This window comes from Aquabacterium sp. (assembly GCF_049317225.1).
Lineage (GTDB): Bacteria > Pseudomonadota > Gammaproteobacteria > Burkholderiales > Burkholderiaceae_C > Aquabacterium.
The window spans coordinates 43,890-67,143 of sequence record NZ_JBMOIR010000008.1 but is presented as its reverse complement, the minus strand read 5'-3'; the positions used below and the strand labels follow the sequence as shown (position 1 = coordinate 67,143).

Below are 23,254 nucleotides of genomic sequence, written 5' to 3'. Positions count from 1 at the left end.
GATAGGTGTTAAGAATCGACGGTCGATTGTAGGCATGTGGAATTTACACGCCCCCATCGCACTCGACATATCCGGATCAGATCTGGGGCTTATCGCGAACCGGACATCTCTACACCGGTGACGTTCAACTGCAACACACCATCGCGCAAAACACCCTGCAAAGGCTGCCCCACCGCCACCTCCGCGGCGCTGACCACAGGATGTCCCTGCTCGTTTTGCAGCCACGCATAACCTCGCTCTAGCACACGCGCAGGACTCAGCGACTCCAAGCGCTCATGACTGGACTGCAGTTGTCGCGCAGCACGCTCCAGCGTCAAGGCCACCGATCGCTTCATGCGAGCGTCGAGTGCGGGAAGATTCTGCCCAGCCCAACGCGCGCGATCACGACATGCCGCCAACAGGCGGTGCTCCAGCAACGCCAATTGCTGCCGCTGCCTGCCCAGCACTTGCGCAGGCCGACTCAAGCGAAATGCAGCCTGATCCAGGCGCTGCGCTGCAGCGTCCAGCCGCTGCTGAACACGAAGGGTCATGTGCCGTTGCAACCCATCCAGCTGGCTCAGCAGCTCCGCACGATCTTTGGCGACCAACTCTGCCGCAGCAGTCGGCGTGGGCGCACGCAAGTCCGCAGCAAAGTCAGCCAGCGTCACGTCGGACTCATGCCCAACGCCACAAATCACCGGGACCGCACAGGCCGCTACGGCGCGCACCACGCGCTCATCGTTGAAGGACCACAGATCCTCCAGAGCTCCCCCGCCCCGCACGAGAAGCACCGCATCGATCGATTGCCCCGCATGGTGTGCCATGGCGACTTTGGCCAACGCTGACACGATCTGCGCAGGTGCCTCCCCCCCCTGCACTGACGTTGGCGAAATCCATACCTCGACGTGAGGCGCTCGGCGCGCCAAAGCAGTCAACACATCACGCAAGGCGGCCGCGGCAAGAGATGTCACCACCGCCACACGCCTGGGGTACGCAGGAATCGCACGCTTGCGCTCGGATGCAAACAGGCCTTCGGCTTCCAGCTTGGCCCTCAAACGAAGGAACTGCTCATACATAGCCCCGGCACCAGCACGCCGCATGGACTCGATCACCATTTGCAACTCGCCGCGCGCCTCGTAAACCGCCAAGTTGCCCCGCACCTCGACCAGCATGCCCTCCGATGGCGTGAAATCGACTTGAGACAGCGCCCGACGAAACATGGCACATCTCAATGCTGCCTGCCCGTGCTCGTCTTTGAGTGTGAAGTAGCCATGCCCACTCGCGGCACGGGTGAACCCACTGATCTCACCTCGCACCACACACCCACCAAATCGCGCACTCAAGCTGTCACCGACGGCCTGAACCAGCGCCTGGACACCCCAGACACGCGGCGAATAGTCTTCACGATCACGTTGCCACACAGCGAATTACCCTTTGCCACCCTCAAACACGACCAAACAAGTCCACAGATTTCAGGACAGTCGCCACACAGCGCATCAATACGCCACACAGCTTGCTAATCGTCGTAAGTGGTTGATTTATATAGAAAAACAAATGCTCAAAAATGAGGCAAACAAAGCAAAATCCAGATTTCACCTAGGCTAACGCCCAGCAAAACCGTCTTACCCACAAAGTTATCCACAGAAAAAGTGGATGACTTCAGAACGCGCCCTCGGGAAAACACTGGTTTTGCGACAAGGCGTGACAAACCCCACAGCACACGAAATTCAGGCCCATAATCTGAGGCTTGGTCCTACAGGCCGGACTCATGTTGACGTACCGGCCGTGCCGTTCAGATCTCGCCCACAGGGAGTCCTTCTTTGCTGTCGATCTTACAAGCTGCTGGCTGGCCCATCATTCCGCTGGTCTTGTGCTCCATCGTCGCGCTCGCGCTGGTTGTCGAACGTTTCTTGAGCTTGCGTCAAGCCCGCGTCGTACCCGCGACCTTGGTCGACGAGGTGCTGACGGTCGCCCGCACAAACGTCCCGCCAGCCGACACCATCGATAAGCTCGCGGCGAACTCGATTCTTGGCTTGGTGCTCGCGCAAGGCTTGCGTGCTGTGGCTGCCGACAACCGCATCTCTGAAGCCAACCTGCGAACTGCCGTCGAAACTGCGGGGCGCGATGCCGTTCACCGCATGGAGGCTTATCTGAATGCGCTCGGCACCATCGCCAGCGCTGCTCCGCTGATGGGCCTGCTCGGCACGGTAATCGGCATGATCGAGATCTTTGGCTCCACGTCGACTGGCGGTGGTGCCACCGGCGCCAATCCCGCAGATCTGGCGCATGGCATTTCGGTCGCGCTTTACAACACCGCGTTCGGTCTGATTGTCGCCATTCCGTCGCTGATGTTCTACCGACATTTCCGAGCCAAGGTTGAAAGCTACACCTTGGCAATGGAACAAGCATCCGAGCGTCTGGTCCAGCATCTGCTGCGATTGACATCCACTCGCCGCTGAACTTGGCTGGAGCACGCAGCCATGGCGATGAACTTCCGCAAGCGCACTCAGCCCGAAGAACCCGAGATCAATCTGATCCCGTTCATCGACGTGCTACTGGTCATTCTCATCTTTCTGATGCTGACGACCACGTACTCTCGTTTGACAGAACTGAAGATCAATCTCCCGACGGCCAACGCCAAATCGGCTGACTCTCGTCCCAGAGAACTGCTCGTCCTGATCACGGCTGATGGTCGTTACGTGGTCAACCAGCGACTGCTGGAGGGGCGCAGCGTCGATGTGCTGGCTGCAGCACTGTCTCGCTCAGCGGGGGCCGACAAAACGATTGTGGTCATTTCTGCAGACGCTGCGGCCACACACCAAAGTGTCATCAACGTCATGGATGCGGCACGCCGAGTAGGCTTGACTCAACTGACCTTTGCCACGCAAGGACAGGCAGACTCAACACCATGAGTGGTTTGGCGCAGCGCTTGACACAAGCCTGGCTGACTCGGGGGCCCATTGCCTGGGCGCTGAGCCCCGTTGCGCTGCTCTTGTGGCTACTCGTCAGCATCAGACGCTGGGCGTACGCCAACGGCTGCATACAGTCTCAACGACTCCCTCGTCCGGTCATCGTGGTCGGCAATCGAATTGCGGGGGGTGCGGGCAAGACGCCCACCACCATCGCACTCTTGCAGCACCTCCAGGCAAGAGGCCTTCGGCCAGGGGTTCTGACGCGCGGCTACAAGGCGCCAAACTCGGCTGAGTTTGGCGGCGTGCTGTTGGACGAGTTGTCTGCTCACAAGCTGGATACTCTCACCACAGGCGATGAACCGATGCTGATCTGGCGACGCACAGGTGTGCCGACCCTGATTGATCGCGATCGCGCCAAGGGGGGCGCCAAGCTCCTGCAGGCTCACCCGGAAATCGACGTTCTGGTGTGCGACGACGGGCTACAGCACTTGAAGCTAAAGCGTGACATCGAGATCGTGGTATTCGATGCCCGCGGACAAGGCAACGGATGGCTGCTTCCCGCAGGCCCGCTGCGCGAGCCCATCTCGGTGATACCCACCTGTGAACTCAGCACGCCTCCCATCGTGCTTTACAACGCCAGCCAACCAAGCACGACACTACCGGGTTTTGTCGCCAGCACACGCACCAAGCCGCTGCAGACACTTCAATCCTGGTGGTCGGGTGCCGCCGTATCTCCGGAATTGCTCGACCCGCAGATGACACCTGTGGTGCACGCATTGGCGGGCATTGCGCAACCCCAGCGTTTTTTTGATGCATTGACCCAAATGGGCTACCTTGTTCAGGGCATCCCCCTGGAAGACCATGCAGACCTCCGCGATTTGCCGTGGCCGCTGGCATGCCGGCATCTGGTCGTGACCGAAAAAGACGCTGTCAAGCTCGACCCACAGCATGTGGCGCAGGCACGGCCTCATACAAAGGTGTGGGTAGCGGCACTAGACTTCAGCCCTGAAGCCCGCTTCTGGCACGAACTGGACGCGGCATTGGACCGTGCGCAACGTTTGCGCCGCCAACACTAGACAGAGAATCACATGGACACCCGCCTAGCAGAACTCCTGGTTTGCCCCGTTTGCAAGGGCCCTTTGCATCGACAACCACAAGGTCAGCACCTGATCTGCCGCGCTGATCGCCTCGCGTTTCCGATCCGAGACGGCATCCCGCTGATGCTGGAAAACGAAGCCCTGACTGTTGATGAAAACGATCAAATCGTTTCGACCAGCACACCCACCGCTTCGCCGGAGGCTTGACATGGACTTCACTGTCCTGATCCCCGCGCGACTCGCATCCACCCGCCTCCCCGATAAGCCATTGGCGGACATCGCGGGCCTGCCCATGGTGGTCCGGGTAGCACAACGTGCCGCGCTCAGTCGTGCCAAACAGGTGGTCGTGGCCACCGATGACCAGCGCATCCACGACGCTTGCAAAGCCCACGAGATTGCCTGCGTCATGACTCGCGCAGACCACCCTAACGGCAGCGACCGACTGGCCGAAGCCTGTACGCTGCTCGGCCTGGATGGGCAAGATGCCGTGGTCAACGTTCAGGGCGACGAGCCCCTGATTGACCCCGAATTGATCAACGCGTGCGCCGATCAACTGGAGGCACGCCCAGACTGTGTCGTGAGCACGGCTGCTCACCCCATCGAGGCAGATGCACACTTCACCAATCCCAATGTGGTGAAAGTGGTGACCGATATTCAGGGGCGTGCGTTGTATTTCTCCCGTGCGCCCATTCCATGGTGGCGCGATGCGCCTACGGCAGGACAGCCGCCACAGGGCGCCCACACCCCGCTGCGTCACATCGGCATTTACGGCTACCGCGCAGGTTTTTTGCGCCGCTACCCGACCTTGGCCGTGAGCCCGCTGGAATCCATCGAGTCACTGGAGCAACTTCGCGTGCTGTGGCACGGAGAACGAATCGCCGTACACGTTACGCAACATGCCCCAGGGGCAGGTGTCGACACGCCTGAGGACCTGGAGCGGGTGCGCGCACACTTCGCCGGCCAGAAATGACCATCCGGCGCATCCCCCTCTCGACCGAAGGGGTGCGCATGTTATCCTCCGAGGCTTGCAAAGCTGAGCGCGACCACATGTGCTCAGTCACTATCGGATACCGAGGACTTACATGAGACTGATCCTGTTGGGCGCACCCGGCGCCGGAAAAGGCACACAAGCTGCATTCCTGTGCGAGAAGTACGGCATCCCCCAAATTTCGACCGGTGACATGCTGCGCGCTGCCATCAAGGCCGGTACGGAGTTGGGCTTGGCTGCCAAGAAAGTGATGGACGCCGGCGGTCTGGTCAGCGACGACATCATCATTGGCCTCGTCAAGGAACGCATCGCTCAGGCCGATTGCGCCAACGGTTTCCTGTTTGACGGTTTCCCCCGCACCATCCCTCAAGCCGAAGCCATGAAGGTGGCCGGCGTAAAGATCGACTTCGTGCTGGAAATTGACGTACCTGACTCGTCGATCATTGAGCGCATGAGCGGTCGTCGCGTTCACGTGGCTTCCGGCCGCACCTACCACGTCGTGTTCAACCCACCCAAGGTGGCCGGCAAGGACGACGCGACAGGCGAGGATCTGGTTCAGCGCGACGACGACAAGGAAGAAACCGTTCGCAAGCGCCTGGACGTCTACCACCAACAGACCCGTCCGCTGGTGGACTACTACGGCCAATGGGCGTCGACCGGTGACGCCGCTGCCCCTCAGTACCGCAAAATTGCCGGCTTGGGTTCGGTGGACGAAATCACGGCTCGCGCCCTGGAAGCTCTCTCGCAGTAAGCTTCGCTCAGCCTGACTTTGGCTGACCCCAACGGCCCCGTCGTGTCACAGCGCCGGGGCCGTTGTACTCTCTCCCCGCCCTTTCGAATTTCTCGCTCTTGACGTGATTCCGCAGTCGTTCATTCAGGATCTGCTCGCTCGCACCGATGTCGCCGACATCGTGGGTCGGTACGTCACCCTGAAAAAGGCAGGCATCAACTTCAAGGGACTGTGCCCCTTCCACGGCGAGAAGACCCCCAGTTTCATCGTCAGCCCCTCCCGCCAGACTTATCACTGCTTTGGTTGCGGCGTGCATGGCAACGCGCTCGGCTTTTTGATGGAGTACGGAGGGCTGGGCTTTGTGGATGCCATCAAGGATCTGGCCCAAATGCAGGGCATGCAGGTTCCGGATGACAACATCAGCCCTCAGGAGCGGGACCGCCAAAAGCAAGTCAGGGAAAAGCAGGCGTCACTGACCGATGTGATGGCCAAGGCTGCACAGCACTGGAAGCAGCAACTGAAAAAGAGCCCACGCGCGATTGCCTACCTCAAAGGGCGGGGACTAACGGGAGAAGTCGCGGCGCGCTTCGCGCTGGGCTATGCCCCTGACAGTTGGCGCGGTCTGGCCAGCGCCTTCCCACAGTACGACGATCCCCTCCTGGTGGAATCCGGACTGGTCATCGCACACGAAGCGCAATCGGGTGATGAAGAAGGCAAGCGCTATGACAGGTTCCGCGATCGGATCATGTTTCCCATCCGCAACCCGCAAGGCCAGGTCATCGGCTTTGGTGGACGGGTTCTGGATAAAGGTGAGCCCAAGTATCTGAATTCACCCGAAACGCCGGTCTTCGTCAAAGGGCGCGAGCTCTACGGATTGTTTGAGGGGCGCTCGGCGCTGCGCAACAAGGGCTACGCCATCGTGACCGAGGGCTACATGGATGTCGTCGCACTGGCGCAATGGGGCTTTGGCAATGCCGTGGCCACATTAGGTACAGCCTGCACAGCCGACCATGCACAAAAGCTGTTCCGCTTCACAGACCAAGTGGTCTTCAGCTTTGATGGGGATGCTGCGGGGAGACGTGCTGCGGGGCGCGCACTGGAAGCGGTCCTCCCACACGCCACCGATACACGACGCATCAGCTTTCTGTTTTTGCCAGCAGAGCATGACCCCGACAGCTACATTCGCGAGCATGGCCCAGCCGCGTTTGAAGAATGCGTCAAGAAGGCGGTGCCGCTGTCACGGCAACTGATCGAGCACGCCAGCGCAGACTGCGACCTCGACAGCGCCGAAGGCCGAGCACGCCTGCTTGTCCAAGCGGTTCCGCTCTTGGCGCAATTCCCGGAAGGGGCACTTCAAGGCCTGATTGCCGACGAATTAGCCCAAACCGCGAGAACGTCGCCAGACGAGATTCGCAGACGTTTGAGCGAACATGCCGCACAGCAACAGGCCCGTCAGGCGGGCGGAGGCTTTCGCGCTGAGCGTGGGGCAGGCACACGCGAACGCCGGCAAGACGACAACGCCAACCCCGATTGGGGGGTAGATGGCCCGCCCGACGACAGCCACATTCCTCACTTCGAACCTGATGGTACGAATGAGGCCTGGGCCGATGTGTATTCGGAGCAGGACGTCGCCCCCTACGTCCCACCAGAAAGTTCAACGTCTTTCGCCAAGCGCCCCAGGAAAAAGAATTGGGAACCACGTGGCAACACGCGCTGGCAAAGTCGCGGCACGCCGGCTGCGGTCAGGCCACCGCCTCAGGCCGCCACCCCCCTCGATCGCATTGTCTGGGCACTGGTTGCCAACAGCGCGTTCTGGGAGCACTTGCCCGCATCCACGCATGACCTGCTTTGCGATCAACCGGCGCCCTATGGCGACTTTTTCCGCTGGCTGGACCGCCTTCTGCTCGACCAAGGGCTCATCGACACCGAGTCACTGACCCGAATGATGAAGGGCGACACCGAGGACCCCGAGCATCCCGGCGAGTCAGGACACTTTCAGGCACTGGCACGACGCATCGCCCACTTTCATGACGTACCGGACGACAAAGACACGGTGGAGAGCCTGATCGGCCTCATCCGCCCGCTCGAATTGGTCGCCCTGCAAGAAGAGCTCAAGATGCTGCTTCAATCTGGCGATGAACTCTCCGAGGCCGCTGAAGCACGAAAGATCGAGCTGATTCGCCAGACAAACCAAATGAAACTTGAAATCAGTCAGAGTCGCCCCATTTCCGGATAAGAATTGGCGGCAGTCCGACAACACCCTTTTTGACGCCCTCCTTCGCTTCGGCGATAATGGAGGGTTCGACAAGCCCCCTGCAATCTCTCTCGAGGAAGCGCATGACCGCGAAAAAAGCCGCGAAATCCGCTGTGACGACAGCCACTACCGATGCCGACGTGACCGAAAAGAAGGCCACGAAGGCCCGTGCCGCCAAGGCCGTGGAAGCCGACACTGTTGAAGCCGTCGCCGCTGAACCCAAGAAGCGTGGTCGCAAGCCCAAGGCCGCCGCCGCTGGCGAAGACAAGCCCGCAGCCAAGAAGGCCGCCAAGAAGACCGCTTCCTTTGACGAAGACGATGCCGCCGACATCGAAGCCGATCTTGAAGGCGAGGTCGAGACCAGCGAAGCTGACACTGGCGGCGACGAAGGTGGCGACGACAAGCCCAAGGCCAAGCCCCTGCGCATGAAGGTTTCGCGCGCCAAGGAGCGTGCGCTGATGCGTGAGTTCGGCATTGACGACACCACGTTGACGGAAGAGGAAGTCAACAAGCGTCGTCAGGACCTGAAAACCCTGATCAAGATGGGTAAGACCCGTGGTTTCCTGACCCATCAGGAAATCAACGACCACTTGCCCGAAAAACTCGTCGAGGCTGAAATCCTCGAGGCCATCATCTCCATGTTGAACGACATGGGCGTGGCCGTTTACGAGCAAGCGCCTGACGCGGCCACGCTGCTGATTTCGAACAGCGCTCAAGCCACTGCGACCGAAGAAGAAGCCGAAGAAGCCGCTGAAGCCGCGCTGTCGACCGTGGACTCCGAATTCGGCCGTACGACCGACCCTGTCCGCATGTACATGCGTGAAATGGGTACCGTCGAACTGTTGACCCGCGAAGGCGAAATCGAAATCGCCAAGCGCATCGAAGGCGGTCTGCAGGCCATGATGCTGGCCATCTCGGCCTCGCCCACCACCATCGCCGAAATCCTGACACTGGCGGACAAGATTCGTGCCGGTGAGCTGCCCATTTCCGATGTCGTGGACGGCTTTGTGGCCGAAGACGAAGCCGACGATTACGTGGCCGAAGAAGACTTCGACGAATTCGACGAAGAGGACGACGACGACGGCAACGGTGGCTCCAAGGCCATGAGCAAGAAGCTCGAGGAAATGAAGAACCAGGCCATGGTCAAGTTCGACGCCCTGCGCGCCAACTTTGACAAGATGGCCAAGTCCTTCGAGAAGGATGGCTACAAGTCTGCGCCTTACAACAAGGCCCAGGACGCCATCAGTCACGAGCTGATGACCATCCGCTTCACCGTCAAGACCATTGAGCGCCTGTGCGACGTGTTGCGCTCACAAGTCGACGACGTCCGTCGCTACGAACGCGAACTGCGCAAGATCGTGGTGGACCGTTGCGGCATGCCTCAAGAGCAGTTCATCAAGACCTTCCCGCCCAACATCCTGAATCTGGACTGGGCCGTGAAGGAATCGCAAGCCGGCAAGGCCTATTCCGCCGTGATGGGCCGCAGCCTGCCCGCCATTCAGGAACTGCAGCAAAAGCTGATCGACCTGCAGGCCAAGGCCGTGGTGCCCATTGATGACCTCAAGACCATCAACAAGCGCATGAACGAAGGCGAAAAGGCCTCTCGTGATGCGAAGAAGGAGATGATCGAGGCCAACTTGCGTCTGGTGATTTCGATTGCGAAGAAGTACACCAACCGTGGCCTGCAGTTCCTGGATCTGATCCAGGAAGGCAACATTGGCCTCATGAAGGCGGTGGACAAGTTCGAATACCGTCGCGGCTACAAGTTCTCGACCTACGCCACCTGGTGGATCCGTCAGGCCATCACGCGCTCGATCGCTGACCAGGCCCGCACCATCCGTATCCCGGTTCACATGATCGAAACGATCAACAAGATGAACCGCATCTCGCGCCAACACTTGCAGGAATTCGGCTTCGAACCCGATGCCCCAACCCTGGCTGCCAAGATGGAAATGCCGGAGGACAAGGTCCGCAAGATCATGAAGATCGCCAAAGAGCCGATCTCCATGGAAACGCCGATCGGGGACGACGACGACAGCCATCTGGGCGATTTCATCGAGGACACCAACAACACCGCCCCGATCGAAGCTGCGATGCAAGCCGGTCTGCGCGACGTGGTGAAGGACATTCTCGACAGCCTGACCCCACGCGAAGCCAAGGTGCTGCGCATGCGCTTCGGTATCGAAATGTCGACCGACCACACGCTGGAAGAAGTCGGCAAGCAGTTCGACGTCACCCGCGAACGCATCCGCCAGATCGAAGCCAAGGCCATCCGCAAGCTGAAGCACCCCAGCCGCTCGGACAAGCTGCGGACCTATCTGGACAACCTGTGACCCTGAGCTTCACGTAAGCCCTGTGTCGACATGACCACACAACCCGGCCTTCGCGCCGGGTTTTTCATGTCCGAAACAGACATAATGGCACCAGAGCAAGGTGTGCAATTCATCACACATCTGAGTCCACCTAAGTGTTCGTCTAGCGCGATGGCCCAAACCACCGAACGAGCGATTCTGTTTGCCGACTTGAGAGGCAGTACCGCTCTCTATCTGAAGCTTGGCAACAAGGAAGCGGCGACCGTGGTGACGCACAGTTTGGCCATGCTGGGGCAGATCATCGTGCGTGGCGGCGGCCGGGTGGTCAAGACCTTGGGTGACGGCCTGATGGCCGTATTTGACGATGCCGAGCGTGTCGTGGCTTCGGCGACCGAACTTCAGGACTCCCTTGAAAAAATTGCCCCGGTCGGAGAAGGGCTGCCCACCAAGGCACCAGCCATCAAGCTCAAGGTTGCGATTGCTTGGGGCGAGATGGTTGAAGTGGACGGCGATTGCTTTGGCGACGCAGTCAACGTGGCTGCCCGCCTGATTGACCTTGCCGGCGACAACGAAACGCTCACCACGGCACAGTTGCTCCACCAGTTGCCTGCCGAGCAATTGGATCTCTTCCGCAGCATTGACAAGCTCCATCTTCGCGGCCGCAAAGAGCCCGTTTCCGTGCTGCGCATGGAGAATCGCCGCTTCGGCGACACCATGTCCACCATGATGATGGATGCCCTGCCATCCGACATGCCAGACGGTGTTCGACTCACTTGGCTGGGCACGGAACGCGTCTTCCCCACGTCGGCCATGCCGCTGGTGTTGGGCCGCAGCCCGCAGGCACACTTTTGCGTTAGTGACTCACGCGCATCGCGCTCCCATGCACGCATTGAATCGCACAGCGGCCAGATATACCTGTCAGACCTCAGTTACAACGGCACGCACGTCAAATTCGATCACGACGATCAAGTACTCACGCTGCGTCGAGGCACTTGTACACTGCATGGCAGTGGCATCATTTGCCTGGGTGCCCCACCCTCAGACCCCAGCGGCACCCAAATCCATTTTGAAGTGCTGAGCTTCTCCGACACACGACCTCAGTGAAGCTGATGCTCGCCAAGTCATGCAGTCCGGATTAGCGTCAACACGCTGATTCGCACGCGACGAGCGCATGACAATTTCTGTACCTCTGTCTCTTGAGCAACAGCGTCTCGCGATCCTGCAGGACACGCGCCTGTTAGAAGGCAGTGAAGCACCAGTTGCATTTCAGGCCCTGGCCAGGCTGGCCACGCGAACACTGTCCTGCCAAGCTGCCGTCATTTGTGCCATCGACCAAGCTTGTGCACACACCATCGCGGCGCAAGGCTGGCCCGAACACGTCGTACCCTTAGGCGATGCGCCGTTTGACACCTCGGCAGTCATCAGCTCCACGCTGATCATGGATGGGCTTGCCAAAACGCCATCGTGGCAGCCCAAGCACCCCTGCGCCCCATTTGCAACGTTCCAATCCTGCGTGCGAGCCCCTCTGTTTGTCGAGGGCGTTTGTATTGGATGTGTCGTTGCGTTGAGCACCGATGCCCGAGGTTGGTCGCCCAGCGATCTGCTCGCTTTGGAAGACATTGCGCTCAGTGCACAAACCCTGATCGAGGCAGAACTCCATCGACAGCGTGCCCGAAAAATGGCCGCGCGCGTCCGGACTGCCAGCCATGCGGGTAGCGACTGGTTGTGGGAGACCGACAGCGAAGGCCACCTTACTTGGATTTCAGACAGCTTTCAGCAGCACACCGGGCTGGATCCTCAGCTGGAACTAGGGACCCCTGCAGGCGCGGTCTACGACCACCGTGAAGACGAGACACAGGCATCCTGGGATCAGCTTCGCCAGGCCGTCCGTCACCGCGCACCGTTTCTGGATGCCATCGGTGAGCGTGAAACGCCTCATGGGCGGCTCATCGTCAGTGCCAGTGGCAGCCCTGTGTTCAACAGCAAAGGCGACTTCATGGGGTATCGCGGCGCCTGCCGCAATGTGACCAAGCAGGTGCTGGCGGAGCAACACGCCAGGCGTGCGGATCTACTTCTGCGACAGGCGATGGAGGCGTTTGACTTCAGCGTCATGATCGCCGACAAAGACCGCAACGTCGTGCTTGCCAATGACCGCTGGAAAGCATGGGCCGGCAGCGCCTGGGATGCCGAGCACCCAAACTGGGAGCGCATGCTTCGACGCCTGGTCAACGAAGGTACTTACCCCGATGCGGTGGGACGTGAAGAAGCGTTTGTTCAGTGGCGCATGGGCTTGGTGGGCCAGGGCGTCGCCACCGAAGTGCGTTTCAGAAACCGCTGGATGCTGCTGCAAGATCAGCGCCTTGCCGACGGCAACACCGTTCATTGCGTGATGGACATCACCGAGCGCAAAGAGGCCACCCTTCAACTGGCAGCACAAGAGAGAGCGTTGCGCGACAAGGATGCACACCTGCGTGCCGTTCTCTCGGCGTTGCCTGACCTGTGGTTTGTGATTGACCGACATGGGTGCTACGGTGACGGGCACGAAGGTCACCCCATGCTAGTTCGGCCCATGGAGGAGCTTCGGGGGCGCCCCGTTGGCATTCACCTGCCCTACGAGGTCGCTGCACTACAGGGGGGAGCCATCAAGCGCCTGCGCGAGATGAACACGCCTCAAGAACTCGAATACCAGCTTGAGACACGTGACGGTGTCTTGCGCCACTTCGAGGCACGCATGACCCCCATGCCTCATGGAGAGATTCTGTTCCTCACTCGGGACATCACCGACAAGAAGGAGTCGGAAGACAAGCTGCGAGTCAGTGAAGAGCTCTACCGATCCGTGGCATCCACGATCAGCGACGGATTGCTCATTGTGGATCTGATGGGGCATATCTTGACCCTGAACCCCGTTGCCAGCCGCATGCTGGGCGTCAGGGTACCGTCATCGCCAACTGAGCCGCCCCTGCAACTCAGCGAGCTGCATTTGCTGGCACCAGACTTGGTTAACCCCCTTCCGATTGAACAATGGCCTGTTTACGAAGCCATTCACACCGGCGAGCGAGTGGTCGACCGCATCCTGCCCATGCGACGAGGCGATGGACAAGTCATCTGGATTCAGATGTCAAGCAACGTCTTGCGCGTCGGACCAGACGAACCGCCCTTCGCGGCCATGGCATCTTTCCGCGACATCACGCTGGAACACCGTGCACTGCAAGAACTGGCGATCAGTGAGGAGCGTTGGAAGTTTGCGCTGGAAGGTGCCGGCGACGGCGTTTGGGACTGGAACATCACCACCGGCGAAGTGTTCTACTCCCCCCGCTGGAAGGCCATGCTGGGCTACCAGGATCACGATGTGCAACCGCTGGCAGAGGAGTACCTCAGCAGAGTCCACCCGGATGATCAGGAGCGCGTTCGAGACAGCTTCATTCGTTACGCCGCGGAGGGGCATGGCATCCATCAGATGGAGTTCCGCATTGCTCATCGGGACGGACACTACCTGCATGCGCTGTCGCGCGGGAAAGTCGTCAGCCGAGATGCATACGGTGCCCCGCAGCGTATGGTGGGCACGCTCTCGGACATTTCGCCCGTCAAGCACGCCGAGCATAGCCTCAGAGAAAAGCATGCGGCAGAGGCTGCAAGCACGGCCAAGAGCGAGTTTCTGTCGCGTATGAGCCATGAGATGCGAACGCCACTGAACGCAGTGAGCGGATTCGCACAATTGCTGCGGCTCCATATGGCCAAACAAGGTGCGGCAAGAGAACAAACGAACTACGTTCGACAAATTCTGCACGCAGCACGCCACCTCACCTGTCTTGTGAACGATGTACTGGACCTCCAGCAGGTGGAGACCGGCATGCTCACCTTCCACCCGGAAGACCTCTGCTTGCGTGAGATTGTGCTGCGCTGCATCAGCATGCTGAATCCACTGGCAGATCAACGCGAGGTTCAGTTGGTACCCGATCTGGATTGGCGCTGGTATGTCCAGGCGGATCGGCAGCGTTTGAGTCAGGTGATCATGAACCTGGCCTCCAATGCAATCAAGTACAACCGTGCCGGAGGCCGTGTCACCTTCAGCGCTAGTCCCTTGATGGACGACAGTCGTCTGATCCTGCGGATTCAAGACACTGGCACAGGGATGAGTGAAGCACAACTGTCCAAGCTCTTCCAACCCTTCGAACGACTTGGAAAAGAGACATCCAGCATCGAAGGCACAGGGCTGGGTCTTATCATTACACGCTCGCTGGTCGAAGCCATGGGTGGTCAGTTGGACATCCAAAGCCAGTTAGGAGCAGGGACATGCGTCAACATCAACCTGCCACTGGTGATTCAACCCTCTTTGTTGCCTGACTCTGATACCGACTACGCTACAGCACCAGCTGATAGCTTGTTTGCACCACTCATGTCCGCCCCTTTGTCTCCCACCGATTCGGCTGTTGTCAAGGCGCCGCTGCGGGTCCTCTATGTTGAGGATAACCGCATCAATGCAATGTTGTTCGAAGAGGCCCTCCGCCCCTACGAACAGCTTCAGCTCGAAATTGCGGAAGACGGAGAAAGCGCGATCGCACTGTCCCGTCGCTGGATGCCGGAGGTGCTCGTCCTGGATGCGCATTTGCCCGGCATGACAGGCTTTGAGGTGCTGGCCAGCTTGAGAAAAATTCCTGGTCTGGAAAGCGTGCCTGCCTACATGTGTTCCGCAGACGCCATGCCCGAAGACATCGCCAAGGCCAAGGATGCCGGCTTCACGGGCTACTGGACCAAGCCGATTGACATCATGACCGTCACCAACGAGTTGTGCCGCTTGGCCGACAAGGGTGACAGCCCTACGATCACATGAGTTTCGCCAAAGAGCCCGCCTACAAACACGGCCAATTGCCACGCACTGGTGTGCTGCTGGTCAATCTCGGCACGCCCGATGCACCGACGCCATCGGCACTGCGCCGCTATTTGGCGCAGTTCCTGAGCGACCCGCGTGTGGTCGAAATTCCGCCACTGGTCTGGAAGGTGATTCTTCACGGCATCATCCTGCGTGTGCGCCCTGCGAAGTCTGCAGAGAAGTACGCCAGCATCTGGACGCATGAGGGATCCCCGCTTCGGGTCTGGACAGAAAAACAAACGACGTTGCTGCAAGGCTTCATCGGCGAAGCGGGTCACCACGTTGTCGTCGAGCACGCCATGCGCTACGGAACGCCATCCATCGCGCAGACACTCGACAAGCTCAAAGCGCAGGGCTGCAACAGGATTTTGGTGGTCCCGATGTATCCACAGTACTCTGGCGCGACCACAGCCAGCGTCATGGATGAGGTTTTCAGCTGGGGGCGAAACATTCGTGCCTTGCCAGAGCTACGCTACATCGGTCGCTTCCACGATGACATGGCCTACATCGATGCTTTGGCAGGCTCCGTGCGCGAACACTGGCAAGCCAATGGGCAAGCCGACAAATTGGTCATGAGCTTCCACGGCATGCCTCAGCGTACGCTTGAACTGGGTGACCCATACCACTGCGAGTGCCTGAAGACGGGGCGACTGGTTGCCGAACGCCTGGGCCTGACCTCAGAGCAATATGTGGTGACATTCCAAAGCCGTTTTGGCAAGGCCAAGTGGCTGGAGCCTTACACAGAGCCGACACTCAAGCAGTTGGCGAAAGCCGGCATCAAACGCGTGGACGTCATCTGCCCAGGTTTCGTTGCAGATTGCATTGAAACCCTGGAAGAAATCGCCATGGAGGGTAAGCAGGCATTCCTGTCTAACGGTGGGCAGGCATTCCATTACATCCCCTGTCTGAATGACCGCGCTGACTGGATTCGTGCGTTGACCAAATTGGTCGAAACCCACCTTCAGGGATGGCCGACCCAAAGCGCCCAACTGCCAGGCAATCACGACCTCATTCAGCAGCGCGACCGTGCGTTGGCGGCTGGCGCCAAGGTTTAACTCTCGTCGTCGCCCAAGGACAAGACGCCCGGAAGCAGCGTTTGCGCTTGCTGCTCAGGCATGGCTTCCACCTGCTTGAGCGCGCGCCCCATCACGCGGGTGCGTGTTTCGACGCTGGAGATGGTGTTACTGGCCTCATCAAGCTTCTTGCGAGTACGAGCCAGCACCTCACCGAACTTGGCGAACTCGGTCTTGACCGCCCCCAGAACCTGCCACACCTCACTTGACCGTTTTTCCAGCGCCAAGGTCCGGAACCCCATCTGCAAGCTGTTCAGCGTTGCCAACAAAGTAGTCGGGCCAGCCAGCATCACGCGACACTCCCGCTGCAGGGCCTCAACCAAACCAGGGCGTCGAAGTGCTTCGGCGTACAAGCCTTCGGTGGGCACGAACAGGATCGCAAACTCAGCGGTGTGCGGAGGGGCAAGGTACTTCTCGTGAATGCTGCGAGCTTCACTGCGCAAGCGCGCCTCCAGTGCCTTGGCCGCCTGTTCGACGCCAACGGCGTCAGCCCGGTCTTGCGCATCCAGCAATCGGTCGTAGTCTTCGCGAGGAAACTTGGCGTCAATGGGCAACCAAACCGGTGCCTGCTCAGCCCCGCCCTGCCCCGGCAAGCGAATCGCAAATTCGACACGCGCACCGCTGCCCGGCACCGTCTCGACGTTGACAGCATATTGCTCAGGGGTGAACACCTGCTCCAACAGCCCAGCCAACTGCACCTCACCAAAGATCCCTCTGGTTTTGACGTTATTGAGCACACGGTTCAGTGAGCCGACATCACTGGCCAGTCGCTGCATGTCGCCCAAGCCTCGGTGAACCTGTTCCAGGCGCTCGGCCACCTGCTTGAAGCTTTCACCCAGTCGAGCTTCCAGCGTGGCATGCAGCTTTTCATCGACGGTTTGCCGCATCTGCTCCAGCTTCTGCTCGTTGTCAGCCTGCAAGGCCCGCAAACGCTGTTCGACGACCTGGTGCAAACGTGCCATCTGCTCGTTGTGCGTACGCGTCGACTCGCCCTGTTGCGCCAGCACCGTTTGCTGAAACAGGCTCAGGGCTTGCGTCAACTCCTGCCGCGTCAGCGCGGCCTGGCGCGCCACATCGTCCCGCAAGGAGTTGCCCTGAAGTTCCAGCAAGCGGTGTTGTTGATCCTGCAAATCATCCAGGCGCTGTTGCAACGCTTCCGTAACGTCGCGCTGCGGACGCAAGACCAGCCACAACAGCAGCAACACGATCAAACCCGACAAAATCCAGTTCAGCCACATCATGCTTCGATTGTCTCAAACGCCCATGAAAAAGCCGCCCTGAGGCGGCCTTGTTGCAGGCAGCACGAAGCCGTCAAGCAACCTGCAAGGCGAACTCGACGTGCGCGCCCGTCTTCATGCGGATCTCTTCTTCGGTCACGCCTTCAGCAATCTCTACGCAACGGAAGCCCGATGGGGTCACGTCCAGCACACACAGTTCGGTGATGATGCGATCAACCACACCCAAACCGGTCAGCGGCAGCGTGCACTTCTGCAGCAGCTTGTGCTCACCGTTCTTGGCGCTGTGCTCCATCAAGACCACCACGCGCTTGACGCCGGCCACCAAGTCCATGGCGCCGCCCATGCCTTTGACCATCTTGCCCGGGATCATCCAGTTGGCCAGATCGCCCTTCTCGGACACCTGCATCGCGCCCAGAATCGACAAGTTGATCTTGCCGCCGCGGATCATCGCAAAGCTCTCGTGAGAACCGAAGATCGACGAGCCTGGCAGACAGGTCACGGTCTGCTTGCCCGCATTGATCAAGTCTGCATCGACCTCTGCCTCGGTCGGAAACGGGCCAATGCCCAGCATGCCGTTCTCGGACTGCAGCCACACATCGATGTCCGGACGCACATGGTTGGCCACCAGTGTCGGCAGACCAATCCCCAAGTTCACGTAGAAACCGTCTTCCAGTTCCTGTGCGGCACGGGCCGCCATTTCGTCATGGGTCCAAGGCATGATCAGGCTCCTGCAGTTTCACGAAGGGTGCGCTTTTCAATGCGCTTTTCTGGCGTGGGGTTGTGCACGATGCGGTGCACGTAGATCCCAGGCAGGTGCACGGCATCGGGATCGATCTCACCAATCTCCACGATTTGCTCCACCTCCACCACCGTGATCTTGCCTGCCATGGCGGCTGCCGGGTTGAAGTTGCGCGCCGTGCGGCGAAAGATGAGGTTGCCCGATTTGTCAGCCTTCCAAGCTTTGACCAAGGCGACTTCGGGCAGCAAGGCACGCTCCATGACGTACACCTCGCCGTCGAATTCGCGGGTTTCCTTGCCTTCGGCCACGATGGTGCCCACGCCAGTCTTGGTGAAGAAGGCCGGAATGCCCGCACCACCTGCACGCAGTTTTTCAGCCAGGGTGCCTTGTGGTGTGAATTCCAACTCCAGTTCTCCGGCCAGATACTGGCGCTCAAACTCCTTGTTTTCGCCCACGTAGCTGGAGATCATTTTCTTGATCTGACGGGTGTTCAGCAGCTTCCCCAGACCAAAACCGTCGACGCCGGCATTGTTGGAGATGACGGTCAGATCCTTGACGCCCGACGCCTGCAAGGCGTCAATCAGCGCTTCCGGAATACCGCACAGGCCGAAGCCCCCCACCGCGAGCAATTGCCCGTCTTTGACAATCCCAGCCAACGCACTGGCAGCGTCGGGATAGACCTTGTTCATCCACTCACTCCTTGGCAAAAGCGATTCTTCGCTGCACTGCAGCATGGAAAGCGTACACCGGAGTGTGCGCGCAAATCCAGCGAATTCAACGCAAAAGACGCGCCAGCTTGCACTGAGCGCGTCTTTAGGGGGGCGGTAAATGCCCCAAGTGTTGTTTTACCCTTGCCTCAGGGTGACGTATACGTCAGCAATCCATCACTTTTCAGGCAATGCGGGAGGTTGCTCACGCCCGGGCAGGGACTGCATCGCCCCCTCCAGCGCCCGAATCGGCGCTGGCAATGGCACGGGACGACCATCGGTGTTACTGATCCAGACCAACGTGGCGCCACCAGCGGCATATGGCGAGCCAGGCTCGTCTGTGCGCTCAATGGTGACAAAGGTGTCGATGCTGGTACGCCCCGGATGAGAGACATACAACTTCACCACCAACTCGCCGGGGAAGACAAGCGGGCGGTAAAAGTTGAAAAACGCATTGGCAATGACCGGGCCGTCAGGCTTGTTGGCCATTTCGCCATTGATGGACTCGATCCAAGTCACACGAGCCTGCTCCATGTACTTGAAGTAGACCGTGTTGTTGACGTGGCCGATCGCGTCCATGTCGCCCCACATGATGGGGAGTTTCAGTTCGTGCACAAGGATCTTGTGCTCAGGGATATCCAGTCGCATGGGTCACCGTGAATTCAAAGCGCAAAAGCGCACCGGAGCCTCAGATGCGGCTCCAAACGCGCATTTCAAGGCTGACGCCGACGGACAACAGGTCAGACCGCAACCACACCGTCATCGGCGGAGATCACTGCGCCATTGATGAAGTCGCTTTGCGCCGAGCACAACATGACCACCAGCGCATCGAGATCCTTCGGTTGACCGACACGTTTGCGGGGCAGCATGCTGATCAGCTTCTGACCTGCCTCGGTCTCCCAGTGATGGTGGTTGATCTCCGTGTCGATGTAACCGGGGCACACCGCGTTGGTCGTGATGCCAAAGCGGCCCCATTCGGCGGCCATCACCTTGGTCATGTGAATGACTGCAGCCTTGCTCATGCAGTAGACGCCGATTTGAGGCATGGTCCGCAATCCCGCTGCCGACGCAATGTTGATGATGCGACCGCCTGTGTATGTGCCGGGAGCTGCGCCTCGTGCACGGGCCAACATCCGCTTGGCGACCTCCTGCGCAACGAAAAATGCGCCCTTGGTATTGGTGTTGAACACATGGTCGTAGCCCTCTTCCGTCACATCGACCAAACGCTCGGTGGTGCTCACGCCGGAGTTATTGATCAGGATATCGATCGGGCCCACTTCAGTTTCGGCGTGTGCCACCGCAGATTTGATGCTGTCGATGTCTGTCACATCCAAGCCGACAATGTGCGCATCGCCGCCTTCGGCTTCGATTTCAGAACGCAAGTCCTTCAAGCGCTCCACACGGCGCCCCGCCAGCACCACCGCCGCACCAGCCTTCGCCAACGTGCGGGCAAACTGCGTTCCCAGGCCACTCGATGCGCCAGTAATCAGTGCAACGCGGCCAGACAGGTCAAGGGTGTAGCTCATGTGTGTAATCTAGTGACTGGTTGAATAACCCATCAACCTTAGCACGGCGGTGCCCTGGCTGAATCGAATTGGAGTCAGATCAAGGACATGCATCAAAACTGACCGCCCATCCAGGCGATTTTCGAACGGTCGTGCTTTTTTCTGCGAAAATTTGTCGCACTTCCCGCATAGAATCCCGCCTTTGATCCAAAACAACCGAACCCTGTTTTGTCCGAACAGAAGGAATCACGATGACGCCCCAGGAAATCCTTGAGCAGTTTGGCCCCCGCGAGTCGATGGAATACGACGTCGTGATCGTCGGTGCCGGCCCCGCTGGTCTGTCCACTGCCATCCGTCTGAAGCAACTGGCTGAGAAGGCCGGCAAGGAAATCAACGTTGTCGTGCTGGAAAAGGGCTCTGAGCCTGGCGCGCACATCCTGTCGGGCGCCGTGATGGACCCGATCTCGATGAACGAACTGTTCCCCAACTGGAAGGAACTGGGCGCTCCGCTGAACCAACCCGTCACGGCCGACGAAGTGCTGGTGCTGACCGAGACTGGCGCCATCGCAACGCCTCAGGCTTTGATCCCCAACAACTTCCACAACGAAGGCAACTACGTCATCAGCCTGGGTAATGTGGTGCGCTGGCTGGGTCAACAGGCTGAAGCCCTGGGCGTGGAAATCTTCCCTGGCTTCGCAGCCGCTGAAGTGCTGTTCAACGAAGACGGCTCCGTCAAGGGTGTGGCCACCGGCAACCTGGGCATCGACAAGAACGGCGAACCCACGGACGAATTCCAGCTGGGCATGGAACTGCACGGCAAGTACACCATCTTCGCTGAAGGTGCGCGCGGCCATCTGGGCAAGCAACTGATCGCCAAGTTCAAGCTGGACGAAGGCAAGGATCCACAAAGCTACGCCATCGGTATCAAGGAACTGTGGGAAATCGATCCTGCCAAGGCCAAGCCTGGTCTGGTCGTGCACACCGCCGGCTGGCCCATGGACACCCAAACCTACGGTGGCGGCTTCCTGTATCACCTGGAAGACAACAAGGTCACCCTGGGCTTCGTGACCGGTCTGGACTATCAGAACCCCTGGCTGTCTCCTTTCGAGGAAATGCAGCGTTGGAAGACTCACCCCAGCATCAAGCCTTTGCTGGAAGGTGCCAAGCGCCTGAGCTATGGTGCTCGCGCCATCACGGCCGGCGGCATCCTGTCGCTGCCCAAGGTCGTGTTCCCCGGTGGTGCACTGGTGGGCTGTGACGCAGGCTTCCTGAACGCTGCCCGCATCAAGGGTTCGCACGCCGCCATGAAGACCGGCATGCTGTGCGCCGAAGCCATCTTCGACGCTGTGAATGCTGGCCGCCAGAACGACGAGCTGAGCGCCTACCCCGCCTCGTTCGAAAAGAGCTGGCTGAAGGAAGAGCTGGACACCTCCAAGAACTTCAAGCAGTGGTTCAAGAAGGGCATGTACGTCGGCATGATCATGACCGGCATCGAGCAATGGCTGCTGCCCAAGCTGGGTATCAAGGTCGCACCTTGGACCATCCATCGCACCGAAGCCGATCACACTCGCCTGCTGCCCGCCGCACAGTGCGCCAAGATCGACTACCCGAAGCCCGATGGCAAGATCACCTTCGATCGCCTGAGCTCGGTGTTCGTGTCCAACACCAACCACAATGAGCACCAGCCTGCTCACCTGACACTGAAGAACGCTTCGGTGCCCGTGGAGACCAACCTGGCCAAGTTCGCAGGCCCCGAGCAGCGCTACTGCCCTGCCGGCGTGTATGAATTCGTGAAGAACGAAGACAACACCGATCGCCTGCAAATCAACGCGCAGAACTGCGTCCACTGCAAGACCTGCGACATCAAGGACCCCACCCAGAACATCAACTGGGTGACGCCTGAAGGCGGCGGTGGCCCGAACTACGCTGGCATGTAATTCATGCCTCAAACAAAAAGGGAGCCCTCGCGGCTCCCTTTTTTATTGCCCGCACGTGGCTTGAGCAAAGGCTTGCTCAGCCGGGCAAATCACCCGGTATCTCGATCACCTGAGCAATCGGCAAGAACTCGTCCTCCTCGATGACATCCATGCCGTGCAGAGCCTGTCGGGCTGCGGCCGCTTTTCTGGCATCCCGATCGGCCTTGATCTGAGCACGGCGCTCCGCAAAGAACTGCTTGAGCACTTGACTGGCTGGCTCTGCCAAAACGCCCCCAACGATCTGGGTGTGGTGATTCAGCTGGCGATTGGCAAACAGGTCCATCACCGAACCTGCAACACCCGTTTTGGGATCCATGGCTGCGAACACCACTCGCTTGAAACGTGCGTGCATCAATGCCATGGCACACATCGCACAGGGCTCCAGGGTCACATAAAGCTCACACTCTGGCAGGCGATAGTTTTCGAGCAACTGCGATGCATGGCGAAGCGCCACGATCTCTGCATGGGCCGTTGGGTCGTGCGTGGTGATCGGACGGTTGTAGCCCGTGGCAATCACCTGCCCATGGCGCATGATCACGGCGCCAACGGGGACTTCTCCGGCCAACCACGCGTTGTGCGCCTGATCCAGCGCGATGCGCATGGCGAACTCGTCTTGGCGCAGGCTTGCCTCATCCATCACTGCTGGCGCTCCGCCATGCCACGATCTACCTGCGACGCGCGCTCCTGCATCAAACCATTCACCTCATTCTGAATATGGTGCTGCACCGATTGGGCCGCCGATGCCGATTGAGGCGAGGCAACGCCACTGCTATCCGTCGCACCTTGCACATGGCTCAATTGCTTCTTCGCCAACACGCCAACGATCACCAATGCAATCAAAATCGACAACAAACTGAATGCCCGCATGGCACAC

20 protein-coding genes are annotated in these 23,254 nt (G+C 59.5%); 12 read left to right on the top strand and 8 right to left on the bottom strand.

The genetic code is table 11. The annotated features are described in order from the left end of the window. Nucleotides 1-89: 89 nt before the first annotated feature. The gene (xseA, locus tag ACOYNB_RS07630; RefSeq protein ID WP_422838506.1) at nt 90-1,400 is read right to left on the bottom strand and encodes an exodeoxyribonuclease VII large subunit; all 1,311 of its coding nucleotides are present in this window, start codon (nt 1,398-1,400) and stop codon (nt 90-92) included. Between the two features lie 399 nt (nt 1,401-1,799). Here xseA and ACOYNB_RS07625 point away from each other — a divergent pair, with 399 nt between their 5' ends. The 11 genes from ACOYNB_RS07625 to hemH all read left to right on the top strand — a co-directional run bounded on the left by ACOYNB_RS07625 (nt 1,800) and on the right by hemH (nt 16,197). After that, nucleotides 1,800-2,438: a MotA/TolQ/ExbB proton channel family protein gene (locus tag ACOYNB_RS07625; protein WP_422838505.1), complete on the top strand. Its 639-nt coding sequence runs from the start codon at nt 1,800-1,802 to the stop codon at nt 2,436-2,438. Between the two features lie 27 nt (nt 2,439-2,465). Continuing rightward, on the top strand, nt 2,466-2,891 hold the full coding sequence (locus tag ACOYNB_RS07620) for an ExbD/TolR family protein (RefSeq protein ID WP_422838548.1): 426 nt from the start codon (nt 2,466-2,468) through the stop codon (nt 2,889-2,891). After that, complete coding sequence (lpxK, locus tag ACOYNB_RS07615; protein ID WP_422838504.1) at nt 2,888-3,967, top strand: tetraacyldisaccharide 4'-kinase; 1,080 nt, start codon at nt 2,888-2,890, stop codon at nt 3,965-3,967. Before ACOYNB_RS07620 ends, lpxK begins: the two co-directional genes overlap by 4 nt. A gap of 12 nt (nt 3,968-3,979) precedes the next feature. After that, a complete protein-coding gene (locus tag ACOYNB_RS07610) occupies nt 3,980-4,195 on the top strand; it encodes a Trm112 family protein (protein WP_422838503.1) in 216 nt (71 codons plus the stop codon). A 1-nt stretch (nt 4,196) separates the two neighbouring features. Beyond that, nucleotides 4,197-4,958 (top strand): 3-deoxy-manno-octulosonate cytidylyltransferase, encoded by a 762-nt coding sequence (gene kdsB, locus ACOYNB_RS07605; RefSeq protein ID WP_422838502.1) that lies wholly within the window; start codon nt 4,197-4,199, stop codon nt 4,956-4,958. 112 nt (nt 4,959-5,070) lie between these two features. Next, nucleotides 5,071-5,727 (top strand): adenylate kinase, encoded by a 657-nt coding sequence (gene adk / locus ACOYNB_RS07600; RefSeq protein WP_422838501.1) that lies wholly within the window; start codon nt 5,071-5,073, stop codon nt 5,725-5,727. A 103-nt stretch (nt 5,728-5,830) separates the two neighbouring features. Then, nucleotides 5,831-7,942: a DNA primase gene (gene dnaG, locus ACOYNB_RS07595; RefSeq protein WP_422838500.1), complete on the top strand. Its 2,112-nt coding sequence runs from the start codon at nt 5,831-5,833 to the stop codon at nt 7,940-7,942. 101 nt (nt 7,943-8,043) lie between these two features. After that, nucleotides 8,044-10,293 (top strand): RNA polymerase sigma factor RpoD, encoded by a 2,250-nt coding sequence (gene rpoD / locus ACOYNB_RS07590; protein WP_422838499.1) that lies wholly within the window; start codon nt 8,044-8,046, stop codon nt 10,291-10,293. A 150-nt stretch (nt 10,294-10,443) separates the two neighbouring features. Continuing rightward, the gene (locus ACOYNB_RS07585; protein ID WP_422838498.1) at nt 10,444-11,376 is read left to right on the top strand and encodes an FHA domain-containing protein; all 933 of its coding nucleotides are present in this window, start codon (nt 10,444-10,446) and stop codon (nt 11,374-11,376) included. Between the two features lie 67 nt (nt 11,377-11,443). Further along, nucleotides 11,444-15,103: a PAS domain S-box protein gene (locus ACOYNB_RS07580; RefSeq protein ID WP_422838497.1), complete on the top strand. Its 3,660-nt coding sequence runs from the start codon at nt 11,444-11,446 to the stop codon at nt 15,101-15,103. Next, nucleotides 15,100-16,197, top strand: coding sequence for a ferrochelatase (hemH, locus tag ACOYNB_RS07575; RefSeq protein WP_422838496.1), 1,098 nt, complete (start codon nt 15,100-15,102; stop codon nt 16,195-16,197). Before ACOYNB_RS07580 ends, hemH begins: the two co-directional genes overlap by 4 nt. On the opposite strand, the gene ACOYNB_RS07570 is transcribed toward hemH, so the two are convergent. The 5 genes from ACOYNB_RS07570 to ACOYNB_RS07550 form a co-directional block, all read right to left on the bottom strand. Beyond that, nucleotides 16,194-17,456, bottom strand: a complete 1,263-nt coding sequence (locus ACOYNB_RS07570; protein WP_422838495.1) for a DNA recombination protein RmuC — start codon at nt 17,454-17,456, stop codon at nt 16,194-16,196. The two genes, hemH and ACOYNB_RS07570, sit on opposite strands and share 4 nt — an antisense overlap. Nucleotides 17,457-17,526: 70 nt before the next feature. Beyond that, nucleotides 17,527-18,171, bottom strand: a complete 645-nt coding sequence (locus tag ACOYNB_RS07565) for a CoA transferase subunit B (RefSeq protein ID WP_422838494.1) — start codon at nt 18,169-18,171, stop codon at nt 17,527-17,529. 2 nt (nt 18,172-18,173) lie between these two features. Next, complete coding sequence (locus ACOYNB_RS07560) at nt 18,174-18,881, bottom strand: CoA transferase subunit A (protein ID WP_374258070.1); 708 nt, start codon at nt 18,879-18,881, stop codon at nt 18,174-18,176. A gap of 195 nt (nt 18,882-19,076) precedes the next feature. Further along, nucleotides 19,077-19,547, bottom strand: coding sequence for an acyl-CoA thioesterase (locus tag ACOYNB_RS07555; RefSeq protein WP_422838493.1), 471 nt, complete (start codon nt 19,545-19,547; stop codon nt 19,077-19,079). Nucleotides 19,548-19,639: 92 nt separating this feature from the next. Next, on the bottom strand, nt 19,640-20,425 hold the full coding sequence (locus tag ACOYNB_RS07550) for an SDR family oxidoreductase (protein ID WP_422838492.1): 786 nt from the start codon (nt 20,423-20,425) through the stop codon (nt 19,640-19,642). A 230-nt stretch (nt 20,426-20,655) separates the two neighbouring features. On the opposite strand from ACOYNB_RS07550, the gene ACOYNB_RS07545 reads away from it, so the two are divergent. After that, nucleotides 20,656-22,341 carry an electron transfer flavoprotein-ubiquinone oxidoreductase gene (locus ACOYNB_RS07545; RefSeq protein WP_374258074.1) on the top strand — a complete coding sequence of 562 codons (1,686 nt, stop codon included), beginning with the start codon at nt 20,656-20,658 and terminating at the stop codon, nt 22,339-22,341. Nucleotides 22,342-22,417: 76 nt separating this feature from the next. On the opposite strand, the gene tadA is transcribed toward ACOYNB_RS07545, so the two are convergent. Together tadA and ACOYNB_RS07535 are read right to left on the bottom strand one after the other, a co-directional pair. Continuing rightward, nucleotides 22,418-23,017: a tRNA adenosine(34) deaminase TadA gene (tadA, locus tag ACOYNB_RS07540; protein ID WP_422838491.1), complete on the bottom strand. Its 600-nt coding sequence runs from the start codon at nt 23,015-23,017 to the stop codon at nt 22,418-22,420. Continuing rightward, complete coding sequence (locus ACOYNB_RS07535) at nt 23,017-23,247, bottom strand: hypothetical protein (protein WP_422838490.1); 231 nt, start codon at nt 23,245-23,247, stop codon at nt 23,017-23,019. The genes tadA and ACOYNB_RS07535 overlap by 1 nt, the downstream gene beginning before the upstream one ends. Nucleotides 23,248-23,254 lie beyond the last annotated feature (7 nt).